An 18,653-nucleotide genomic window follows, 5' to 3' on the forward strand; every position below is an offset into this window, starting at 1 on the left:
TAATAAGGCCTGACGTGTCACGTGTCTATACCAGTCCCCGAGTCTTGCCTTTGCTGATTCTGGGGTTTGCCAGCGGCCTGCCTCTGGCCCTGGTTTCAGGCACCTTGCAGGCCTGGGCAACAGTTGAAAATGTTTCACTGACCGAGATTGGTTTTCTGACCCTGGTCGGCTCGGCCTACACGCTGAAGTTTCTCTGGGCTCCCCTGATTGATCGCTATGCGCCGCCGTTCATGGGGCGCAGGCGCGGCTGGATCCTGGTCACTCAACTGCTGCTGGCCGCCTCCATTGCGGCCATGGGCCTGTTTTCTCCCTCGGTGAATTTGACCGCACTGGCCTTGTTGGCCGTGTGGGTGGCCTTCTTGTCGGCCACGCAGGACATAGCCTTCGATGCTTATTGCACGGACGTGCTGCAAGCACATGAGCGAGCGGCGGGGGCGGCGGTCAAAGTCATGGGCTATCGCATTGCCATGATTGTGTCCGGCGGCCTGGCCCTGATTCTGGCGGACCGCTGGCTGGGCTGGTCCAACACGTATTTTCTGATGGGTGCCTTCATGGCGCTGTGCGCGCTGGTGACCCTGATTTCACCCGACCCACAGGAACAAAGCCGTCCACCGCGCAGTTTGTCAGAAGCTGTGATCGCGCCTTTGGCAGATTTCTTCTCGCGTCCAGGTGCCTGGAGCGTTCTGGCGCTGATTGTGCTCTACAAGCTGGGTGATGCTTTTGCAGGTGCCTTGTCCACCACTTTTCTGATTCGTGCAGCCGGCTTTACCTTGTCCGAGGTCGGCACCATCAACAAGGTGTTTGGCTTGGCTGCTACCGTGGTCGGAGCCTTGATGGGTGGGGCGATCATGGCCCGTCTGGGGCTATACCGGGCCTTGATGATTTTTGGTATCTTGCAGGCCGTCTCCAACCTGGGCTATTGGCTGATCGCGATTGAAACCGCGCCATCCATGTGGCTGATGGGGATTGTGGTCGGATTGGAAAACCTGTGTGGTGGCCTGGGCACAGCGGCTTTTGTTGCTTTGCTGATGGCTTTGTGTAATCGGACCTATTCCGCCACTCAATTTGCGCTGCTGTCGGCCCTGTCGGCAGTGGGGCGTACCTATCTGGCCGGGCCTCTGACGCCTGTGCTGGTCGAATCCCTGGGTTGGCCAGGCTTTTTTATTTGTACCGTCTTTATTGCTGTGCCTGGCTTGCTGATGCTGCGTTGTTATCGGGGTCTTATTCAACAGCTTGATGCGTAAAAAATATCATGCTCTTACTTGTTCTCTACATTATCGCCATCACCGCAGAGGCCATGACCGCAGCGCTGGCCGCGGGCCGTCGTGACATGGATTGGGTGGGGGTCTGTACCATCGCCTGTGTCACCGCTCTGGGCGGTGGCTCGGTGCGGGACGTGCTTTTAGGGCATTACCCGCTGACCTGGGTTCAGCATCCTGAGTACCTCTGGATCACGGCAGGGGCGGCCATTCTTACGGCTTTGATCGCTCCGATCATGCGGCGTTTGCACAGCCTGTTCCTGCTGCTCGATGCCATGGGACTGGTGGTCTTTACCGTGATTGGCTGTCAGATCGCGCTGGAAATGAAGCTGCCCATTACGGTGGTGCTGCTAAGCGGCATGATTACCGGTTGTGCCGGTGGCGTCTTGCGCGACATCTTGTGTAATGACATCCCCTTGCTGCTACGCAAGGAGATGTATGCCAGCGTATCCATGCTGACCGGCGCTTTGTATCTGGGTGCCCAGCATCTGGACTGGCACCCGTATGTGACCCTGCTGGGTCCCATGATTATCGGCTTGAGTTTCCGTATGCTGGCTCTGCACCGCAATTGGCAGATGCCCCGCTTCGTCTATCGAGACGAGTGGCGCTAGAGCCAGCCTGTCTTGCCGGGTCAGGCCACGCCTAACCAGCGCAGGACTATAGGAACAAAAGGAACCAGCACGGCGGTCATGATCCCGTTCAGGCTCAGGCCAATGGCGGAAAATGCCCCAATCGTTTCGTGAACCTGCAAGGCACGTGCCGTACCAATGGCATGTGCCGTTACACCCACCGCAAAGCCCCGAGCCTCCGGGCGATCAATACGCAGCAAGTTCAACAGCGGGCGCGCCATGATCGTGCCCGCAATCCCGGTAATGGCAACCGCCACAGCAGCCAAGGAAGGCTGACCGTCAAATTGTTCTGCCAAGGCCATGGCAATCGGCATGGTGGCCGAGCGTGGGGCAACCGACATGATGGTTTCAATTGATCCGCCCAAAGCCCAGGCAATCAGGACCGTGCTGAAAATAGCGGTAACCGAGCCAATGATCAGGGCAATGGTCAGCGGCTTCCAGATCTTGCGCAGCTGACGCAGTTGACTGTAGAGCGGTACAGCCAGGGCGACGGTTGCCGGTCCAATCAGGAAGTGAATGAACTTGGCCCCTTCAAAGTAAACGGGGTAAGGCGTGCGGGTCAGCAAGAGCAGGGCCACAATCACAACGACCGAGACCAGAATCGGCAACAAAAAGGGGCTACTGCCCGACTGGCGGTACATCCAGACCGAGCCTGCGTAGACCGAGCAGGTCAAGGTCAGCCACAGCAGGGGCGAGCTGGATAAAAAGACCCAGATTTGAAAAAGTCCGTCCGTCATTATTCTTCTTCCTGACGATTCTTAAGCAGACGATTGAGCACCAGGGCTGTGACCACCATGGTGATGACGGTGCCACCCAGGGTGGCGATCAAAAAGGGCTGCCATTCCTCGGCCACCCGATCAAAATACAACATCACGCCAGTGACAGCGGGGATGAACAGCAGCATCAGGTTCTGCAGCATGACACTGGCCGTGCTCTCCAAAGAGCTGGGCACGCCGCCTCGAATCAGCAAGGCGGCAGTCAGAAGCAGCATGCCGGCCAAAGGGCCTGGCAATGGCAAGGACAAGGTCTGCACCAGGATCTCGCCTAATAGCTGAAAGGCGAAAAGGGCAGTAATCGCGTAGATCATGAGAGTTTCCGTAAAGGCACGAAAACGCCAGGCGGCAAGCCTGGCGTGGGTAAAGGGTCTGGCTAAGGGTGTTAGTGTGCCATACAAGATAGCCAGGCTGTAAGCGGGCTGCTTATATCGAATTACCTATAGTAAGTGGCCTGCATCAATGCTTGGCGGGGCTGTTTTGCGCACCCATCCAGGCCTGAACCTCGATTTCCACATCCACACCACCCGCCAGTTTGGCTTGTACCAGAGAGCGGGCCGGGAAGTTGCTGCCCAGGCGTTCTTTATAGATTTTGTTGAATTGCTCGTACAAGGCAATATCGGATAAATAGACCGTGGCTTTGACGACATGGCTGAAGTCGGCACCTGCCAGCTTCAGGGTCTCTTCAATCCGGTCCAGCGTGGCATTGGTTTGATCTTCAATGCTGCCGCGTATGATTTCGCCTTTTTCATTCAGCGGGATTTGTCCCGACAGGAATAGAAAGTCCCCGGCCTGCACGGCGCGGGAAAAAGGCATGTCCGAGTCGCCCAGATAGCGTTTGATCGCAGTCGGTTCTGCGGTTTTGCCCGTGTTGGCGGCATAGGCGAGGTTGCTGGCGCCAAGACCTAAGGCAGAACAAGCCAGCAAAATGTGACGGGCCGAAGCAAAAAAACGCATCAGGATTCTCCTTGGACTAGGGGAATTCAGTGTGCCATAGCCAGGGCCAGGCAGCGTTAATTTGTGTGACGGCCCGTCGGCCTTAAGGCTGCTTAGGCGCGATCGCCCAGCCAGGCCTGCACTTCGATTTCTACGTCTACGTTTTTGGCCAGCTTGGCTTCAACCAGTGAGCGGGTAGGCAGGGTGTCGCCAAAGCGCTCGGCGTAGACTTTGTTGAAGTCGGCAAACAAGGCCATGTCGGACAACCAGACAGTGGCTTTGACTACATCGGCCAGAGTGGCGTCAGCCAGAGCCAGGCCTTCGATCAGGCGATCAAATACAGCGTGGGTCTGGTCCTGGATGGAACCGCGTACCACTTCACCTTGGGCGTCGTAAGGAATCTGGCCGGACAAGAACAGAAAGCCGCCAGCCATGGTGGCACGCGAGAAGGGCAGTGGCAGTGGGCTGGCAATACGGCGGATACCGGACATGGAATACTCCTGATAGGGATGGTGGAAAATTCGGACTAGGCAGCAATGCGCGTTTATTCGCGTCTCTTGCCTACAATAAGGCGTCACTATACAACTTCAAATGAGGAGCGAGACGACGTGAGCAAGGAAATTTTGCAACGCCTGGACCAACTAAGCCAGGCCGCGCTGGCCAGCGGTGATTTGTTGCCCGTGCAAGCTCAGAAAGAGCTGATGCACGATCAGGGGCTGACATTTTTTGTGCGTTGGGTATCCACTCTGGCGGCCAAGGATGCCGCCAGCGTCTCGATTCCAGGTGGGCCACGTGACCCCAACTTCAATCCCTTTTTGCCACCTGCCCCGGCACTGACAGTGGATGACGCCAGTAGTACGCACAATATCGTGCTGAACAAGTTTGCCGTCTGTGATCTGCATCTGGTGCTGGCCGACAAGGTGTTTTCCGAACAGCTCAGCCCGCTGCGCGAGATTGATTTCCGAATTCTGGCGGATTTCCTGGCCGTGCAAGGCGGTCTGGGCTTTTATAACGGCGGTGGCCCGGCTGGGGCCAGTCAGCGTCATAAACATACACAATGGATTCCACAGGCGGCTAGCAACGGCTCGCTGGCCCTGTATCTGGACAAGCTCCCCACCCAGGCTGCGGCAGGCAGTGCGCATCAACATCCCGCGCTGGCTTTTGAACACTGTTTTGTGCGTTTGCAGGATGCGCAGGAGCCGGAAGCCTTGGCAGCCAGTCTTTTGAGTTCGTACCGAACTGCCTGCAATGAGTTGGGATTGGAACCGGCAGAAGATGGCTTGCTGCCGCCACATAATATGTTGGCAGGCCAGGGGTGGATGCTGGTGGTGCCCCGCAGCGTGGAGTTAGTTGACGGTATTTCGGTCAATGCACTGTCGTATGCAGGCTGCATTTATGTGCGCACCCCCGAGCAAATAGATCTGGTCCGCCAAATTGGCCCACTGGGTGTGTTGGCTCGTGCAGGCTATGCCCGCCGTGCCTGACCCTTGAGTCTGCTGGACATGATGAACCCCGCTACGGCGGGGTTTTTATTTGTGTGTTTGTGTATTGTTTGGATGCTTCATTTACTAATCTGAAACAAAAGACAAATATTTGAATGTAATGAGTCCTCCTTTTCGCATTTTTGCGATTTGAGGCGGCGTTTAATGGGTTTAAAAAGAAATGAACTGAAATAATGTAACTTTTGTTGTGGGACTAAATAGAAATATAGCGTGTTTGAGACGCAGAGTGTTAATGTATGCGCGGTTTTAATTATTAGAATTACATCAGCTTGAGTGAAAGTAAATTTTTGTGTCTCAAGAGGTGAATTGCTTAAGTATGTTTCGTCTGAAGCTCATGTTTTTCTTATTGCTCCAGAATTTGCTGGTTTTATTACGTATTGGTTTTGCCTTGGGCGCGCAGCAGGGGCTGGCACGGTGTTGGTCTTTGTAGCTGGGTTTTGTGCTGAGTGAATACTATCTGCCCTGCTTGTGGGGCGATACATTTATGCGCACGGTGGTGTGCCTGTTAGCTGTTTCGTTCGTTGATAGTGAAATGGTACTGAAATTTAAAACAAAATTAAAATAGGGAATTTATTTTATATTTTTTGTTTTGGAAGGGCGTAATGGGTCTCGATGGGAATAGAAAACATCAAATTATAGAATAATGGAGAGAATTTAATTGAGGTTTCCATGAATGGGGATTTAGGTTTGTCGTCAAGGTCTGTTGAGGAGGGGAAGTGGTCTTTGTGGTTGTCAAATCAATGATTTCACGGCTAAGGGCAGTTTGAGCCTATCAGCGCCAGTGTTTAGCGAACTTTCAAATTAATTTATTGGCCACGCATAGACTGGCTGACGTTGGCTTTGCTAATGTGGGAGCCTCGCGGATTTTAGGCATGGAAGATCGGATAGCCCAGGTTGCCCGAATTGATGAGTCCCTGAAACAGGGAATGCTTTACCTATCCATGCCTGATGCTGCTCAGCGTCTGTTAAGGCAGGTCCAAGGTTAGAAGAAATACAGGTGCCTTAGAGGGCCTGCAAGGATGAGGACTATGACGGTTGAACAGACTTTCCTGTTGCATGACGACAATGCCAGTTTGCGGCAGATCGTTTTGGAGTCGGAGCAGTGGGGGGTGAGAGTTCAGACAGTTGAAACCATGGAGAAATGCTTGTCGCTGGCGCACATCGCCGCAGGCGAAATGGTATTGGCCTTGCTGTGTCATGCTGACAACGTTTTCCTGCACATTAATCGCTTGCGTATGGATTTTCCGGCTGCGGGGGTGATTGTTGTGCGGCGCGACAAAATGGCTGGTCTGGAACGGGGTCATCTGCTGCTGGTGGGAGCTGATGCCTGCTTCGATCAAGATGCCTTGCCGGTAGAGGTGGTGGCCTGCGTACAAGCCTTGCGTCGTCGTGGTTTTGCCTTGCAACAGAGTCTGCGCGGTGCGCAAGACGGTTTGCCTCCAGCCATCACCTTCATGCGAAAACAGGATGTGAAACCGCAGTCCCAGTTATGGGATTTGACCGAAAACGGCTGGACCATGATGACGCCTAAAGGCCATTCTGTCATGTTGACCCGCGGTGAGCGTCGGATTGTTCAGGTTCTGTTTTCCGTCTGTCCAGAAACCGTAGAACGCGATCGCCTTTTTCCGCTGGAAGAGGGGCGGGAGGCAACTGCCCGTTCTGTGGACGTTTTGATCAGTCGCTTGAAACGTAAATTAACCGCGATGGGAGAGGAGCTGCCCATTCGTTCGGTGCGCGGGGAAGGCTACGCTTTTGTGGGCAAAGTACCCGCTGCATGTCAGGAGCTGACACGCGTGAGCCTTAGCAATGATGAGGTCTACGAATGATTAGTAAAGGGCTGGAACGCCCTTTCTCGATGCTGAAACAGCATGATATAGACCCTTAAATTTTAAATATGTATAATTGATCGCTCTGGTTCATTGAATCAGCTTCTCGAACAGGCCGTTCAGGTGCGACAAAATTGCATAACAAAATGGCGGCTCGTTCTTCAACAGGTTGTTGCACAACAACCCGGCTTTAGCCCGAAACACCTTGCCCGGCCCTTGGGTCGCGGAACAACCAGCCGACTGTCTCACACGACATCGGCCTGCAACAGAGCGGCTTGTCTCTGGCCATGTTTATTTGCTGTAAGGCCCGCAGACTCGCCGCAATGTGAGGCACTTTGCGCTGTGTCTTGCTTTTTTCTCGCTTTGGCTTGCGCCAAGGGCGGGGGCGTTTGTGCGCGCGTTCGGTTCAAGTGTTTCGGTTCTGGTCCTGGGATGGGTGTCGCCCAGCGCGTTAATGCGGAATCGGCATGCATGCGAGTGAGCCAGGTGGTGCAAGTGGCTCTCGCGCAGAAGAGAAAAGGAAAGACATGCAAGAGGCGGAGTTTTTTACGCTTTCAACCACGACGGCCATATTGTTATTGGTCGGCTTTTATGGCGCGACGTTCCTGATGTCGCTCATGATTGGTCAAAAGAAAGAAAACGTGGACGGATACATGGTATCCAACAGTGCGGTGGGGTTTGGCCTGTCGGCGGCCAGCATGATTGCCACCTGGGTATGGGCGGCGTCGTTTTATGCCAGCGCGACCTCGGGCTTCAAGTACGGGCTATCCGGCCCTCTGCATTACGGGCTATGGGGAGCCTTGATGATCTTGTTCATCTACCCCTTCGGGCGACGTTTTCGCCAGTTGGCCCCGCAGGCGCACACCCTGGCCGAGGTGCTGCATGCACGGCACGGCTCGTCCAGCCAGATGATTATGGCGATTTCCAACGTGGTAGGCAGTGGTATCAGCCTGATGGTGAACTTCACCGCGGCAGGTGCGTTGGTCTCGATCCTTAGCCCTCTGACATTTATTCAAGGTGTGCTGATTGCGGGTCTGGGCGTCTTGTCCTATACCCTGTGGTCGGGGTTCCGCGCCTCGGTGATGACGGACTTTGCCCAACTGGTTGCCATGATTTTGTCGGCCGTGGTCATTATCCCGCTGATCTTCTTTAACGCCGGTGGCCCGGAGATGGTGCAGGCCAACTGGTGGCGTCTGGATTCCGAGCAAGCCAACTTCTATTCCACCAAGGCAATTCTGGAGCAGGGGGCGCCGTACTTTGTAGCGGTGCTGGCGTACGCGATTGGTAACCAAACCATTGCCCAGCGCCTGTTCGCCGTACGCGAGGACCTGATCAAACCCACTTTCCTGACGGCCACCATTGGCTATGGTGCTGTGGTGATTGGTCTGGGCATGTTGGGTTTGCTGGCTCTGTTCACCGGCTTGCAGCCTGTGGATGGAAACATGAACAACATCATCCCGCAGATGGCGTCCACCTACTTGCCGCCATTTGGCATTGCCTTGTTCTTCATCCTGGTGGTGGGCTCCTTGTCCTCCACGGCGGACTCGGACCTGGCTGCATTGTCGGCTATCGTGATGACCGACATCTACGCCAAAAACATTGCTCGTGGTCGTCCAAAACCAGCCCGCATGTTGTGGTGGGGCCGTATCACCATGGTGGTTGCCACGATGGTGGGTGTGATCTTCGCCAGCCTGAAGCTGGATATTCTGGTCATGCTGGTGTTTGTGGGTGCGCTGTGGGGCGCGATTGTGTTCCCGGTCATTGTCAGCTTTTACTGGGATCGTGTTACCAACAAAGCCTTTAGCTGGTCGGTTTTGTGTGCCGTCGTGCTGTTTACGATCGTGCGTTTTGAGTTGATTCCTATCGAAGGTGCGGTAGCCGTGTTCTATGAGATTACTGCTTCGATTGGTGGCGGTGTGGTTGCCGGTTTGATGGCTTTTGCCTTCTTCCGCAGCCGTATTGCGATTGCGGTGGGGGTGATTGCCACTGCGATTCTTTTGCCCAACTTCATTGGCTTTTTGCGTGAGTACCTTGTTTTGATGGGTTCCCTGACCGCCTATGGCGTTAGCGCTGTGGTGTGTGTGGCCATCAGCTTGCGTAGTCAGGAACGTTTTGATTTCTCTGTGCTTGCCGAGCGTGTGCAGTCGTTTCACTACGATGACACACCTGCACCGAGCAAGCAGAAAGTTCGGGAGTCGAAACAAGGTGAGCCAGCCTCGGCTCGTGCTTGAGGGTATGAGACAAGACGTTAAAAGGAGAACACTATGCTTATGACGATTTACTTTCTGGTCTGGCCAGTCATGTCAGCCATCATTCTGGTTCTGCTGGTCGGTAACCTGGTCCGTGACTGGCGCAACGCCCGCAAGACGGGTGAGTCCATGGTCTAAGGAGTAAAAATCCCCGCCCTGTGTTCAGGGCGGGGATTTTTTTATGGTGTGCAGAGCCCAAGCCAAGACCAAAGCGCCGCATAGGTGCCAGACGGTGCTCAGGCCAAGATGGTGAGTACAGGCATGAAGTCAAACCTGTGTGCTGTTTAGCGTCTGATGGTTCTGCTGCGCAGACCTTATCACTCGTAGCCTTGGGCTCCATGGCTTGTTGGCGGGCTTAAAGCAGGATGCGCTGACCGGCATGGATCAGCAGGCGCAGCGAAAACCCCAGCAGTAGAACCCCTGTCACGCGCTCAAACCAAGTCCCCATACGCAGGAATCGCTGACGTACGCGAGGATTGGTAAAGATCAGGCTGACCACAATAAACCAGCCCGCATTAACCAGGCACATCCAGACGCCGTAGAGCATCTGGGTCGTCAAAGGCGTGCTGGCGCTGACCACGGTAGTAAACACGGCCAGAAAGAACAGCGTAGCCTTAGGGTTGGTGGCATTGGTCATGAAGCCCAGCGTCAAGGACTGGCGCACGCTGACAGCAGCGGGTTTGCCATTGTCGGACTCGGCCAGGCTCACTTCCATCGGTGTACTGGCCTGGCGTAAAAATCCCCAACCTATATAGAGAAGGTAGGCACCTCCCAATACCTCGGCCACACTCATCAGCCAGGGGGTTGAGTGCAACAGGGCACCCACGCCCATCAAGGTATAGATCACATGCACGGAGATTCCGGCGCCAATACCAATGGCAGTGGCAATACCGGCCTGGCGGCCTAGCCGCACACTTTGGCGGATGGTGACAGCAAAATCTGGTCCAGGGGCAATAACGGCCAAAAAATGAATCAAAGCCAGAGTAGCGAACTCTGGCCAATAGGTTTGCAACACATTAACTCCAGAAGGTCAGCGGCATGGCCGGACCGCGATATCCCACAAAGCAAGACAGGCTCAGGCGCAAATCGCCCTTGCCGGGGGTGACGGCATGCATTTTGCGAGAATTGAAAATAATCAGATCGCCCGGACCGGGGCGTATCTGTACTTCGGGGGTGCCCAACAAATCAGGATGGATGCCATAGCTGTCGCCACGCATTTCATCAAATTCATCCGGGCTCAGTTCGGTTTGCCAGATTTGCAGTTCACCTCCTTGTTCGGGCATTTTCAAATAGACATTGGCGGCCAACTGGCCTTGTAGACTGATGGCCTGGTAATTACCGGGGGCGTCCTTGGCCAAAATGTCGTGATGCGCCAGAAAGCGCACATCGGGTTGCACCACGCGCGACAAACCCACATACATTTTCTTTCCGTACAAGGTCTCCAGTGTGGCTCCGGCAGGCCAGACTTCATCCAGCGTGCAACGCAGCACGTCAATCGGGGACAGGTAGGGGGCGCAGCGGCGGCGCAGTTCGTCGATATTGTCAAAAACCCCCTCGAAATAGGAGGCCATGCGTTCGGGCTGGTTTTCGGCTTCGTAAAAAGCCATGCCAATGCGGCCGATGCTCGGAGCGTTCACATAGCGATCAAAGCCTTTGTCTATGATTTGCTCGCCCAGCTTTTGTGAGGTGGGCGCATCAATGAAGCCGGAGAGGCGGATAGCCAGGAGTTCGCCATTTAGCAGGGACTGCATATGCTCAGTCCGCAATCGTTCGGTCTCTAAATACATATCTCACTTCCCTTGGGGGTTCTAAAAGAATTGTTTTTCTTTTCCGATAATAGCCAGAGCTAATAAACTGCCATGATTTTTATTATTTATTAATTCATCATTTCATAATGAATGCTCAATTCATCTTTTTTGTTTTTTATACGGATTATTTTCAGTCCATTTAATTCGGATGTGTTTTCAACATGTGTGCCGCCGCAGGGGTAGCACCCCAGGCTACCAATCGCAACCTCGCGGCGCCCTTCCTGAAAACTGATGGAAATTGGCTGAGCCAATTGAATCTGTTCAGCACAACGATTGGACAAATCATCCAGGAAGGGGGGCAGAGCATCCTTGGGGTTGCGAAAGACCACCCGTGACTCGCCCCGCCAGTGATGCGCCTTTACGGCCTGCCAGCCTATGCGTTCAACCAGATGGCCGATAAGGTGGCCGGCCGTATGCAGGCGGGCGTGCTCCAGTCGGTGAGCGCGAGCAATATGTAGTTCTACGGGCCCCAGCGGCAGGCGCACATGCAGGTAGTGCAGCACGTGACCGTCGCGGTTTTGAGCCACATGCAGGACCTCGTGCCCATTTATCGTGCCTTTGTCGCAAGGCTGACCCCCGCCTTGGGGATGAAATAAGGTTTTATCCAGCCTGACAGCATAACGCTCATTTTCGGATTGATAACACTCCAGGATTTCCGCTATGCAGGTAAGGCTATTGCTAGTCAAATATAATTTATCTTGCATTTTATTACCTGTAGGTTGGTTTTAAGGCATTGTAGGCATAGTGAGCAGTCCTGATAATTGCAATTCATTGAAATAATTTATTCCCTATGAGCACAAGTAATCTCACTTCCCTGATGAGCGATATGGTGGTTTTTGTCAAAGTGGTGGAGACAGGCAGCTTTTCCGAAGCCTCTCGCCAACTGGGCTATACCCCGTCGGCAGTCAGCCGTTCCATTGCGCGTCTGGAGAAAGGTTTGGGAACGCGGGTATTGCAGCGCACGACGCGTAAATTACGGCTAAGCGACAGTGGCCAGGCGATTTACGAGCATGCCCGTGACATGCTGTCCTGCGCCCAGGCCGCGATGGAGATCTCGGGGCAGTTCCAGACCGAGCCGGAGGGGCAGATACGCTTGAGTGTTCCCAAAGCCGTGGGGCATTTTCTGATTCATCCGCATATGCCGGATTTCCTGGCGGCGCACCCCAAAGTGAATGTGCTGATGAATCTGGATGATCGCTATGCAGACCTGATCGACGATCAGCTGGATCTGGCGATACGCATCACGGATCAGCCGCCGCCCGGTTTGATGGGGCGTCATCTGACGGATATTCGGCATGGCTTGTACGCCAGTCCGGAGTATCTGGCCGAACACAGCCTGCCCGTTCATCCCCAGCAGTTGCGCGAACATAGCTGCATCTACCTGGGCGAGGCACCCAGCGATTCACGTTGGCGTTTCAATAAAGGCGGGCGGGTACTGAATGTGTCGGTTAGGGGGCGCTATGCGGCTAACCATACGGGTGTGCGTCTGGATGCGGTAGAGCGTGGTTTGGGGATAGGCAGTTTGCCCTGCTTTGTGGCCAGGGAGCCGGAGCTGGAAGGGCGTATTGTGCGCGTGCTGGCCGATTGGGAGTTCCGTACGCAGTATTGTGGTGCCTTGTGGGCCTTGTATCCGCCCACCCGCCATTTGCCTCCCAAACTGCGTTTGTTTGTGGAGTTTCTGGCGGGGCGCCTGGGAGGTGGCCGGACGGAGGCGCTCAGGGTGCCGTTTTAACGCGAGTCGTCGGAATGAATGTGCAAGGCTTCCAGGAAGCGCGACACCATATTGTAGGTAGCGATGGTGGCGGTCAGCTCAACCGTCAGTTTTTCATCAAAATACTGGCGTACGTCCTGAAAAACAGCGGGCTCCACTTGCACATTCAGAGTCATGGCATCGGTGTAAGCCAGCACAGCACGCTGAATGGGCGTGAAGGCATCGGAGTCTTGCCAGTCGGGCAGGGCATCCAGTTGGGCTTGACTCAGCCCCTCTGCCAGCGCGATAGGGGCATGTTGATCGGCCTCGTAAGGGGCACGGTTCAATAGGGCTACGCGCATGATGACCAGTTCGCGCAGATCGCCCGGCAGGCTGCTGTTGTGGCGTATGCCGGTCAGGTGATTCAGCCAGCCTTTGGCAATGGGTGGGCTGTGCAGCAGCATCTGGTACAGGTGCAAGACGCTGCCGCGCTCTGCAATGATCTGTTCTACCAATGGGGCGGCGTCGGGGGCATTCAGGTCAGCATAGGGTAGGCGGGCCATGGTTCTCCTTTATGTATAACTAGCGGTGCCTCTTGCGGCTGGCTTGCCGCAACGCAGTCAGCAGAGCGTTCTGACTGTTTGTTCGACGCTCTGCTCGACGGGTTTATCGGGGCAGGATGTGTTCGATGGTTTGGGTTAGACGTGTCACGATTTCGTGAATGTCGGCCTCGGTGCAGATAAAGGGCGGTGCCAGCAAGATATGGTCGCCGTGAACTCCATCTATCGTGCCACCCATAGGGTAGAGCATCAAACCTTGGGAAAACGCATGCTGCTTGATCTTGGCGTGGGTTTTCAAGCCAGGGTCCAGCGCTTGCTTGCTGGCCTTGTCTTGCACCAGTTCGACTCCGACAAACAGGCCACGACCACGTATATCACCCACATTGGGGTGGCTGTCCAACGCCTGATGCAGCTCCCGGCGCAATTGCTCGCCGCGCTGACGGACGTTTTCCAGCAACTGGTCTTGCTCAATCACTTGTTGCACGGCTAAAGCACCAGCGCAGGCTGTGGCGTGACCCATATAGGTATGGCCGTGCTGAAAAAAGCCCGAGCCATTCAGGATGGCTTGGTAAATCCGGTCACTGGCCAGCATCGCACCAATAGGCTGATAGCCCGCACCCAGACCCTTGGCAATGGCCATGATGTCCGGCACGACTCCGTCCTCCTCGCAGGCGAACAGATAGCCGGTCCGCCCCATGCCCGACATGACTTCATCCAGAATCAGCAGCACGCCGTGCTTGTCGCAGACCCGACGGATCTTTTTCCAGTAATCGCCTACTGGCGCCAAGGCACCAGCGGTCGCGCCCACTACAGTTTCGCCGACAAAGGCCGCGACGTTCTGGGGACCCAGGCTTTGAATCATGTCGTCCAGTTCCTGAGCCAGACGGTCGGCATATTGCTCGGCACTTTCATCACTGCCTTGGTCGCGGTAGGGGTAGCAGGGCGAGACATGCTGGGCCGGAGCCAGTAGAGGCAGGAACGGCTTGCGACGCCATTCATTGCCGCCAATGGCCAAAGCCCCCAGCGTATTGCCGTGATAGCTCTGACGGCGTGCGATGAAAATATGACGCTCGGGCTGACCAATCTCCACGAAATATTGCCGTGCCAGCTTCAGGCTGGCTTCTACGGCCTCCGAGCCTCCGGACAGAAAGTACACATGGTCCAGATCACCGGGGGATCGGCTGGTCAAAAAATCTGCCAGGTCCTCGGCGGCCTGACTGCTGAAAAAGGACGTGTGGGCGTAGGCAATCTGGTCCAGCTGTTGCTTGATGGCAGCGATCACAACAGGGTGGCTATGGCCCAGGCAGGATACGGCCGCGCCACCGCTGGCGTCTATATAAGTGTTGCCATTGCTGTCCACGATGCGGATGCCATCGCCTTTGATGGCGCAGGGCAAGGTTTGTTTGGGGTTGCGATGAAAGACATGTGTCATGGCGCAGATCCAGAAAGTAGGCCCGGAAGGATTTTCAACGTATGTTGAATATATAATAATACTTTCAACAAATAAATCATCATTGATTTGTCGGGACAGGTGGATAAAGGCCTCACTGTTGCGCCCAGACTGCATTTGCGCCCGATATATACTTGATGTCCCCTTTTTAAGCGTGTTGGCCCATGAACTCCTTGAGCAATCTGACCGAGCGTATTCAGGCAGCGTTTGCCACCATGTCGCCGCAGTTCCAGCAAAGCGCGCGCTATGTGCTGGATCATGCCGAACAGGTGCCCTTGATGTCCATGCGTCAGTTGGCCGCGCAGGCACAGGTGCAGCCTGCCACCTTGCTGCGCTTTGCCCAGTCTTTGGGTTTTGGCGGTTGGGCAGAGTTCAAGGCAGTGTTCACCCAGGCGCTGCATGGACAGGGTGCACGGCGTTATGCCGATCAGGCCCGGGCGGTGGTACGCAATCGAAATAAAGAAGATCGCCTGGCGCAGACGCTGACAGCACAAATGGATACTCTGGCGCTGCTGCGCGAGGTGAATGAAGCACGCTTGCCACAGGCTGTGGAATTGCTGAACAAGGCCAAGCGGGTTTTTGTGGCCGGGTTCAGAGCCTCTTTTGCACCCGCTTTTTCCTTTCATTATCAGTACCGTCTGTTCCGGCCCTCGATTGGCTTGTTGCGTGGCGAGTCCGGTACTCTGGATATGGATCTGCGGGCGCTGCAAAAAGGGGATGTGCTGGTCTTGTTCGGTTTTGCACCGTATTCCCAGGAAGCCGTGCTGGCCCATGCAGCGGCCCGACAGGCAGATGCACAAATCCTGGCGATTTGCGACAGCTTGCTTGCCCCTATTGCGCAGCAGGCAGATGCCACATTATTGTTTGGAACCGACAGTCCGTCTTTTTTTCCTTCTCTGGTTGCTGCACAGGCACTGGTGGAGGTCTTGCTGGAACAGGTTCTGGCCAAGGCGGGCAGTCGTGCTGTCAGCGGTATTGAGTTGGTTGAAAATCAATTGCACCAGTCCGGTGCTTACTGGAAATAGACGCAATGGCTAAGTTGTCCTATCTGGAGTTAAGTGGTGGTCCCAAAGAAATTGGCCATTCTTTGGGACGTTTCGGAGCCCCCGCCGTGCATGCCTACTTGCTGAACTCAGCAGCATGGCAAGGCATCATGCAATCGAAGGGGACGGCTGTAGCCGGTCAGCTGGCTCAGTACACCGAGCGTTATTTCCCCCGAATATGGACCGAGCTCCAGGGCCTGGCATTGGGTCTGGAGCTCCCCTTTGAAGACGTTTTCTTGTGGAATTGCCGGGGCGACTTGTGGGCCATGGCTCCCGATGGTTGCACTACCGTGCAAATGCCCGCCCAGGGCGAGCCTCGTCTGGTGCATAACGAAGATGGTGATCCAGGTTTTGCCGGTTACTGCGGGGTGGCCAAATTCATCCCCGACAGCGGCATGTCCTTTGTCTCCTTTCTTTATCCTGCTTCCTTGCCGGGCCACAGCTTTGCAGTGACCCAGGCCGGTTTGGCCATGACGGTGAATAATGTGCGGGCTCGGCATGTGGCCCCAGGGGTGCCGCGCATGGTCCTGACCCGCGCCATGCTGGATCAGCCTGATCTGGATCAGGCAGTAGGGATCTTGCAGGATCACCCACGTTCCGGCGCTTTCCATTTGAGCCTGGCGCAGCGTGGCGATCCACGCTTGCTGAGCGTGGAGTTCAGTGCCGAGGCCGTTTCTGTGCAGACCATTGAGCAAAACCATCTGCACGCCAATCATGCGGTCCATCCGTCCATGAAAGGCTTTGAACAGCGTATTACCCGGTCGTCCGAACTGCGGCAGGAGCGTGGGGATCAATTGTTGGCACAAGCCGGTGCTGCGCTTGATCCTTTGATCGTCCTGGCGGATCAGCACCATGCGGAATTTCCGATCTGGCGCTGTGACCCGGCGGACAGTGACGCGGAAAACACCCTGGCTACCGTGGATATTCAGGTGGGCAGCCAGTCCTTGAAGTGGCAGGTCTACGAAGACCCCACGGACGAGCCTGTGCTGAAGTTTGCGGATACCACTCGCATTGATCTAGCCTGAAAAGGAATAGGGCCCTGCTAAAGCAGGGCCCTATTTTTATAGTTGCAGTCGCGATGGGGCGATCAGCCCTTGCCAGGCTCGTTGCGCTTGGGCTCCCACAGCACGTCGGAGCGGCCTGCATGGCGGTTCAAGGTACGCGCCAGCACAAACAACAAATCCGACAGGCGGTTCAGATACAGGCGCGGGCCTTCTTGTGGCAAGGATTCTGAGGGCACCGCCACGACGCTGCGTTCTGCACGACGCGCCACACAACGCAGTACATGTGCTTGTGCGGCTGCCGGGCTGCCACCGGGCAAAATGAACTCTTTGAGTATGCCCAAGGGCTCGTTGTAGTGACGAATCGCTTGGTCCAGACGTTCCACATGGACGCTGCCTATGACCTGATGGCCAGGGATGCACAGCTCGGCCCCCATATCGAACAAGTCGTGCTGAATGTCGGACAGCAGGGCATCAACATCCTCGGGCAGTGCCATGCTGCGCAAGACGCCGATATGGCTGTTCAGTTCATCCACGTCGCCCAGGGCATGAATCAGGGGAGCGGTCTTGGGCAGGCGGCTGCCATCGCCCAGGCCCGTTGTGCCATCGTCGCCGGTGCGGGTGCTGATAATGGAAAGTCGTGTGGACATGAAGAAGCCTTATGTTTCGGCAGGAGTAGGGGTGCCTTGAGCCAGATTGACCAGGGCATCGCCAGTGACGCGTACCACGCGCCAGTCTTCCAGCACTTGAGCGCCCTGATACTTGTAGAAGTCGATGGCGTTCTGGTTCCAGTCCAGTACTACCCACTCCAGGCGGCCACAGCCTTGGGCTACCGCCATCTGGGCCAGATGGCGCAGGGCAGCAGCGCCCAGACCGTGCTTGCGGTGGGCCGGGTCTATATATAAATCCTCCAGATAGATGCCGCGGCGATCCAGGAAACTGGAGTAGTTGTAAAACCACATAATGTAAGAAATTGGTGCGTCGGGCTGATCTTCGGGAGTAATGACCAGGCAGTAGGCACTGGGCTCGTCCGAGAAGAAACTGTTGCGCAGAGACTCAACGCTGGCCTTGAAAATATGCTCCAGTTTCTCAAACGCGGCCATATCGCGCATCAGGCCCAAAATGGCCGGAAGGTCTGCGGGGGTGGCTGGACGCAGCACATACCCTTTAATAAATTCGCTCATGCTTTTGCAAAGGTTTAGCGTTATGCTTGATCGGAAACAGACGCATCAGGCGTCCGAAAGTAGGCATTATGAGCTAATTGTCTGGCTCTGCCCAATTTGCAGGAGTGAAAAATGACGTGGACGAAACGAAGCGCAGCCTTGGCGTTGGGAACTTTGGGTGTGGTAGCTGGCTCGGCCTATGTCGTGGTCGCCCAGGCTCAGGAAGCCAGTGCCTCGGGTGAAGTGCGCCGACTGGATGCCGAGGCCGGCAAAATTACCATCAAGCATGGTGAGATCAGCGACCTGGAACTGCCCGCCATGACATTGGTGTACAAAATTGATCCCGCCTTGCTGGCCAACATCAAACCGGGTGACAAGGTAAAGTTCACTGCCAAACGTGACGGTGGTGATTACGTGGTCACCAAGATCAGCAAGTAAGCCTGCTTGAGTGGGTTGATAAAAGCCGGGTTCGCCCGGTTTTTTTCATCTCCGACGCAGGCGAAACACTGGCGTGGGCTCGTGGTCGAGATGACAAGGTAGAGTCTGTTGCCGTGCTGGCTAATCCGCCGCTTACCGCCGTGTTGGGTGTGGTCAGCAAGCGGAATGTAAAAAAAGGGGCAGAGAAATCTGCCCCTTTTCAGACTGCTGACAAACCCTCCCATAAAACAGCAGGCTTGTTCATAATACGTTCATGCTTAAGACCCCGACTGCTTATCAACATGAATGGGAAATGGTCACGCTGGACTCCTTGGTTCCGGGCGACC

General features: G+C 55.3%; 21 protein-coding genes. 10 read left to right on the plus strand and 11 right to left on the minus strand.

Translation table 11 applies throughout. From position 1 onward, the window contains the following. The first annotated feature begins 14 nt into the window (after positions 1-14). The gene (locus KOE80_RS16180; RefSeq protein WP_080655531.1) at positions 15-1,244 is read left to right on the plus strand and encodes a muropeptide transporter; all 1,230 of its coding nucleotides are present in this window, start codon (positions 15-17) and stop codon (positions 1,242-1,244) included. An 8-nt stretch (positions 1,245-1,252) separates the two neighbouring features. After that, positions 1,253-1,870: a trimeric intracellular cation channel family protein gene (locus KOE80_RS16185; protein ID WP_009462658.1), complete on the plus strand. Its 618-nt coding sequence runs from the start codon at positions 1,253-1,255 to the stop codon at positions 1,868-1,870. A 20-nt stretch (positions 1,871-1,890) separates the two neighbouring features. Here the strand turns inward: KOE80_RS16185 and KOE80_RS16190 are convergent, their stop codons facing one another. The 4 genes from KOE80_RS16190 to KOE80_RS16205 form a co-directional block, all read right to left on the minus strand. Continuing rightward, positions 1,891-2,625: an LrgB family protein gene (locus KOE80_RS16190; RefSeq protein WP_021447054.1), complete on the minus strand. Its 735-nt coding sequence runs from the start codon at positions 2,623-2,625 to the stop codon at positions 1,891-1,893. Next, positions 2,625-2,975 carry a CidA/LrgA family protein gene (locus KOE80_RS16195; protein WP_009462654.1) on the minus strand — a complete coding sequence of 117 codons (351 nt, stop codon included), beginning with the start codon at positions 2,973-2,975 and terminating at the stop codon, positions 2,625-2,627. The genes KOE80_RS16190 and KOE80_RS16195 overlap by 1 nt, the downstream gene beginning before the upstream one ends. Positions 2,976-3,120: 145 nt before the next feature. Next, positions 3,121-3,618, minus strand: coding sequence for a RidA family protein (locus KOE80_RS16200; RefSeq protein WP_115635281.1), 498 nt, complete (start codon positions 3,616-3,618; stop codon positions 3,121-3,123). Between the two features lie 92 nt (positions 3,619-3,710). After that, the gene (locus KOE80_RS16205) at positions 3,711-4,088 is read right to left on the minus strand and encodes a RidA family protein (protein ID WP_009462650.1); all 378 of its coding nucleotides are present in this window, start codon (positions 4,086-4,088) and stop codon (positions 3,711-3,713) included. 117 nt (positions 4,089-4,205) lie between these two features. Here KOE80_RS16205 and KOE80_RS16210 point away from each other — a divergent pair, with 117 nt between their 5' ends. The 4 genes from KOE80_RS16210 (at position 4,206) to KOE80_RS16225 (ending at position 9,312) form a co-directional block, all read left to right on the plus strand. Next, complete coding sequence (locus tag KOE80_RS16210; RefSeq protein WP_226349510.1) at positions 4,206-5,081, plus strand: ATP adenylyltransferase family protein; 876 nt, start codon at positions 4,206-4,208, stop codon at positions 5,079-5,081. 1,046 nt (positions 5,082-6,127) lie between these two features. Next, positions 6,128-6,925 carry a winged helix-turn-helix domain-containing protein gene (locus KOE80_RS16215; RefSeq protein ID WP_137430795.1) on the plus strand — a complete coding sequence of 266 codons (798 nt, stop codon included), beginning with the start codon at positions 6,128-6,130 and terminating at the stop codon, positions 6,923-6,925. A 527-nt stretch (positions 6,926-7,452) separates the two neighbouring features. After that, positions 7,453-9,156: a sodium:solute symporter family protein gene (locus tag KOE80_RS16220; RefSeq protein ID WP_035269247.1), complete on the plus strand. Its 1,704-nt coding sequence runs from the start codon at positions 7,453-7,455 to the stop codon at positions 9,154-9,156. A gap of 33 nt (positions 9,157-9,189) precedes the next feature. After that, positions 9,190-9,312: a putative transporter small subunit gene (locus KOE80_RS16225; RefSeq protein ID WP_009462638.1), complete on the plus strand. Its 123-nt coding sequence runs from the start codon at positions 9,190-9,192 to the stop codon at positions 9,310-9,312. A gap of 217 nt (positions 9,313-9,529) precedes the next feature. On the opposite strand, the gene KOE80_RS16230 is transcribed toward KOE80_RS16225, so the two are convergent. The 3 genes from KOE80_RS16230 to KOE80_RS16240 form a co-directional block, all read right to left on the minus strand. Further along, complete coding sequence (locus KOE80_RS16230) at positions 9,530-10,186, minus strand: LysE family translocator (protein WP_009462636.1); 657 nt, start codon at positions 10,184-10,186, stop codon at positions 9,530-9,532. A 4-nt stretch (positions 10,187-10,190) separates the two neighbouring features. Further along, on the minus strand, positions 10,191-10,925 hold the full coding sequence (locus KOE80_RS16235; protein ID WP_009462634.1) for a 2OG-Fe(II) oxygenase: 735 nt from the start codon (positions 10,923-10,925) through the stop codon (positions 10,191-10,193). Between the two features lie 125 nt (positions 10,926-11,050). Next, positions 11,051-11,485: a hypothetical protein gene (locus KOE80_RS16240; protein WP_226349511.1), complete on the minus strand. Its 435-nt coding sequence runs from the start codon at positions 11,483-11,485 to the stop codon at positions 11,051-11,053. A 287-nt stretch (positions 11,486-11,772) separates the two neighbouring features. On the opposite strand from KOE80_RS16240, the gene KOE80_RS16245 reads away from it, so the two are divergent. Further along, a complete protein-coding gene (locus KOE80_RS16245) occupies positions 11,773-12,714 on the plus strand; it encodes a LysR family transcriptional regulator (RefSeq protein WP_115635279.1) in 942 nt (313 codons plus the stop codon). Here KOE80_RS16245 and KOE80_RS16250 read toward each other — a convergent pair. Further along, positions 12,711-13,235 carry a carboxymuconolactone decarboxylase family protein gene (locus KOE80_RS16250; protein WP_226349512.1) on the minus strand — a complete coding sequence of 175 codons (525 nt, stop codon included), beginning with the start codon at positions 13,233-13,235 and terminating at the stop codon, positions 12,711-12,713. The genes KOE80_RS16245 and KOE80_RS16250 overlap by 4 nt on opposite strands. Positions 13,236-13,338: 103 nt before the next feature. After that, a complete protein-coding gene (locus tag KOE80_RS16255) occupies positions 13,339-14,664 on the minus strand; it encodes an aspartate aminotransferase family protein (RefSeq protein ID WP_226349513.1) in 1,326 nt (441 codons plus the stop codon). Positions 14,665-14,846: 182 nt separating this feature from the next. Between KOE80_RS16255 and KOE80_RS16260 the strand changes: the two genes are divergently transcribed. Next, complete coding sequence (locus tag KOE80_RS16260) at positions 14,847-15,707, plus strand: MurR/RpiR family transcriptional regulator (RefSeq protein ID WP_060186169.1); 861 nt, start codon at positions 14,847-14,849, stop codon at positions 15,705-15,707. A 5-nt stretch (positions 15,708-15,712) separates the two neighbouring features. After that, positions 15,713-16,750: a C45 family autoproteolytic acyltransferase/hydolase gene (locus tag KOE80_RS16265; protein ID WP_060186170.1), complete on the plus strand. Its 1,038-nt coding sequence runs from the start codon at positions 15,713-15,715 to the stop codon at positions 16,748-16,750. Positions 16,751-16,812: 62 nt separating this feature from the next. On the opposite strand, the gene KOE80_RS16270 is transcribed toward KOE80_RS16265, so the two are convergent. Continuing rightward, complete coding sequence (locus KOE80_RS16270; RefSeq protein WP_035273561.1) at positions 16,813-17,376, minus strand: cob(I)yrinic acid a,c-diamide adenosyltransferase; 564 nt, start codon at positions 17,374-17,376, stop codon at positions 16,813-16,815. Positions 17,377-17,385: 9 nt separating this feature from the next. Beyond that, entirely contained in the window at positions 17,386-17,910 is a 525-nt protein-coding gene (locus KOE80_RS16275; RefSeq protein WP_080748114.1) for a GNAT family N-acetyltransferase, read from the minus strand. A gap of 111 nt (positions 17,911-18,021) precedes the next feature. On the opposite strand from KOE80_RS16275, the gene KOE80_RS16280 reads away from it, so the two are divergent. Continuing rightward, positions 18,022-18,327 carry a copper-binding protein gene (locus KOE80_RS16280; RefSeq protein ID WP_009462618.1) on the plus strand — a complete coding sequence of 102 codons (306 nt, stop codon included), beginning with the start codon at positions 18,022-18,024 and terminating at the stop codon, positions 18,325-18,327. Positions 18,328-18,653: the final 326 nt, after the last annotated feature.

The organism is Alcaligenes sp. 13f (assembly GCF_020496585.1).
Lineage (GTDB): Bacteria > Pseudomonadota > Gammaproteobacteria > Burkholderiales > Burkholderiaceae_B > Alcaligenes > Alcaligenes phenolicus.

What these genes read in the sequence shown, in the direction of transcription:
- KOE80_RS16185 (WP_009462658.1), top strand. Translation starts at nt 1,253, where the DNA reads ATGCTCTTACTTGTTCTCTACATTATCGCCATCACCGCAGAGGCCATG.
- KOE80_RS16190 (WP_021447054.1), bottom strand. Translation starts at nt 2,625, where the DNA reads ATGACGGACGGACTTTTTCAAATCTGGGTCTTTTTATCCAGCTCGCCC.
- KOE80_RS16195 (WP_009462654.1), bottom strand. Translation starts at nt 2,975, where the DNA reads ATGATCTACGCGATTACTGCCCTTTTCGCCTTTCAGCTATTAGGCGAG.
- KOE80_RS16200 (WP_115635281.1), bottom strand. Translation starts at nt 3,618, where the DNA reads ATGCGTTTTTTTGCTTCGGCCCGTCACATTTTGCTGGCTTGTTCTGCC.
- KOE80_RS16205 (WP_009462650.1), bottom strand. Translation starts at nt 4,088, where the DNA reads ATGTCCGGTATCCGCCGTATTGCCAGCCCACTGCCACTGCCCTTCTCG.
- KOE80_RS16215 (WP_137430795.1), top strand. Translation starts at nt 6,128, where the DNA reads ATGACGGTTGAACAGACTTTCCTGTTGCATGACGACAATGCCAGTTTG.
- KOE80_RS16220 (WP_035269247.1), top strand. Translation starts at nt 7,453, where the DNA reads ATGCAAGAGGCGGAGTTTTTTACGCTTTCAACCACGACGGCCATATTG.
- KOE80_RS16225 (WP_009462638.1), top strand. Translation starts at nt 9,190, where the DNA reads ATGCTTATGACGATTTACTTTCTGGTCTGGCCAGTCATGTCAGCCATC.
- KOE80_RS16235 (WP_009462634.1), bottom strand. Translation starts at nt 10,925, where the DNA reads ATGCAGTCCCTGCTAAATGGCGAACTCCTGGCTATCCGCCTCTCCGGC.
- KOE80_RS16245 (WP_115635279.1), top strand. Translation starts at nt 11,773, where the DNA reads ATGAGCACAAGTAATCTCACTTCCCTGATGAGCGATATGGTGGTTTTT.
- KOE80_RS16250 (WP_226349512.1), bottom strand. Translation starts at nt 13,235, where the DNA reads ATGGCCCGCCTACCCTATGCTGACCTGAATGCCCCCGACGCCGCCCCA.
- KOE80_RS16255 (WP_226349513.1), bottom strand. Translation starts at nt 14,664, where the DNA reads ATGACACATGTCTTTCATCGCAACCCCAAACAAACCTTGCCCTGCGCC.
- KOE80_RS16260 (WP_060186169.1), top strand. Translation starts at nt 14,847, where the DNA reads ATGAACTCCTTGAGCAATCTGACCGAGCGTATTCAGGCAGCGTTTGCC.
- KOE80_RS16265 (WP_060186170.1), top strand. Translation starts at nt 15,713, where the DNA reads ATGGCTAAGTTGTCCTATCTGGAGTTAAGTGGTGGTCCCAAAGAAATT.
- KOE80_RS16270 (WP_035273561.1), bottom strand. Translation starts at nt 17,376, where the DNA reads ATGTCCACACGACTTTCCATTATCAGCACCCGCACCGGCGACGATGGC.
- KOE80_RS16275 (WP_080748114.1), bottom strand. Translation starts at nt 17,910, where the DNA reads ATGAGCGAATTTATTAAAGGGTATGTGCTGCGTCCAGCCACCCCCGCA.
- KOE80_RS16280 (WP_009462618.1), top strand. Translation starts at nt 18,022, where the DNA reads ATGACGTGGACGAAACGAAGCGCAGCCTTGGCGTTGGGAACTTTGGGT.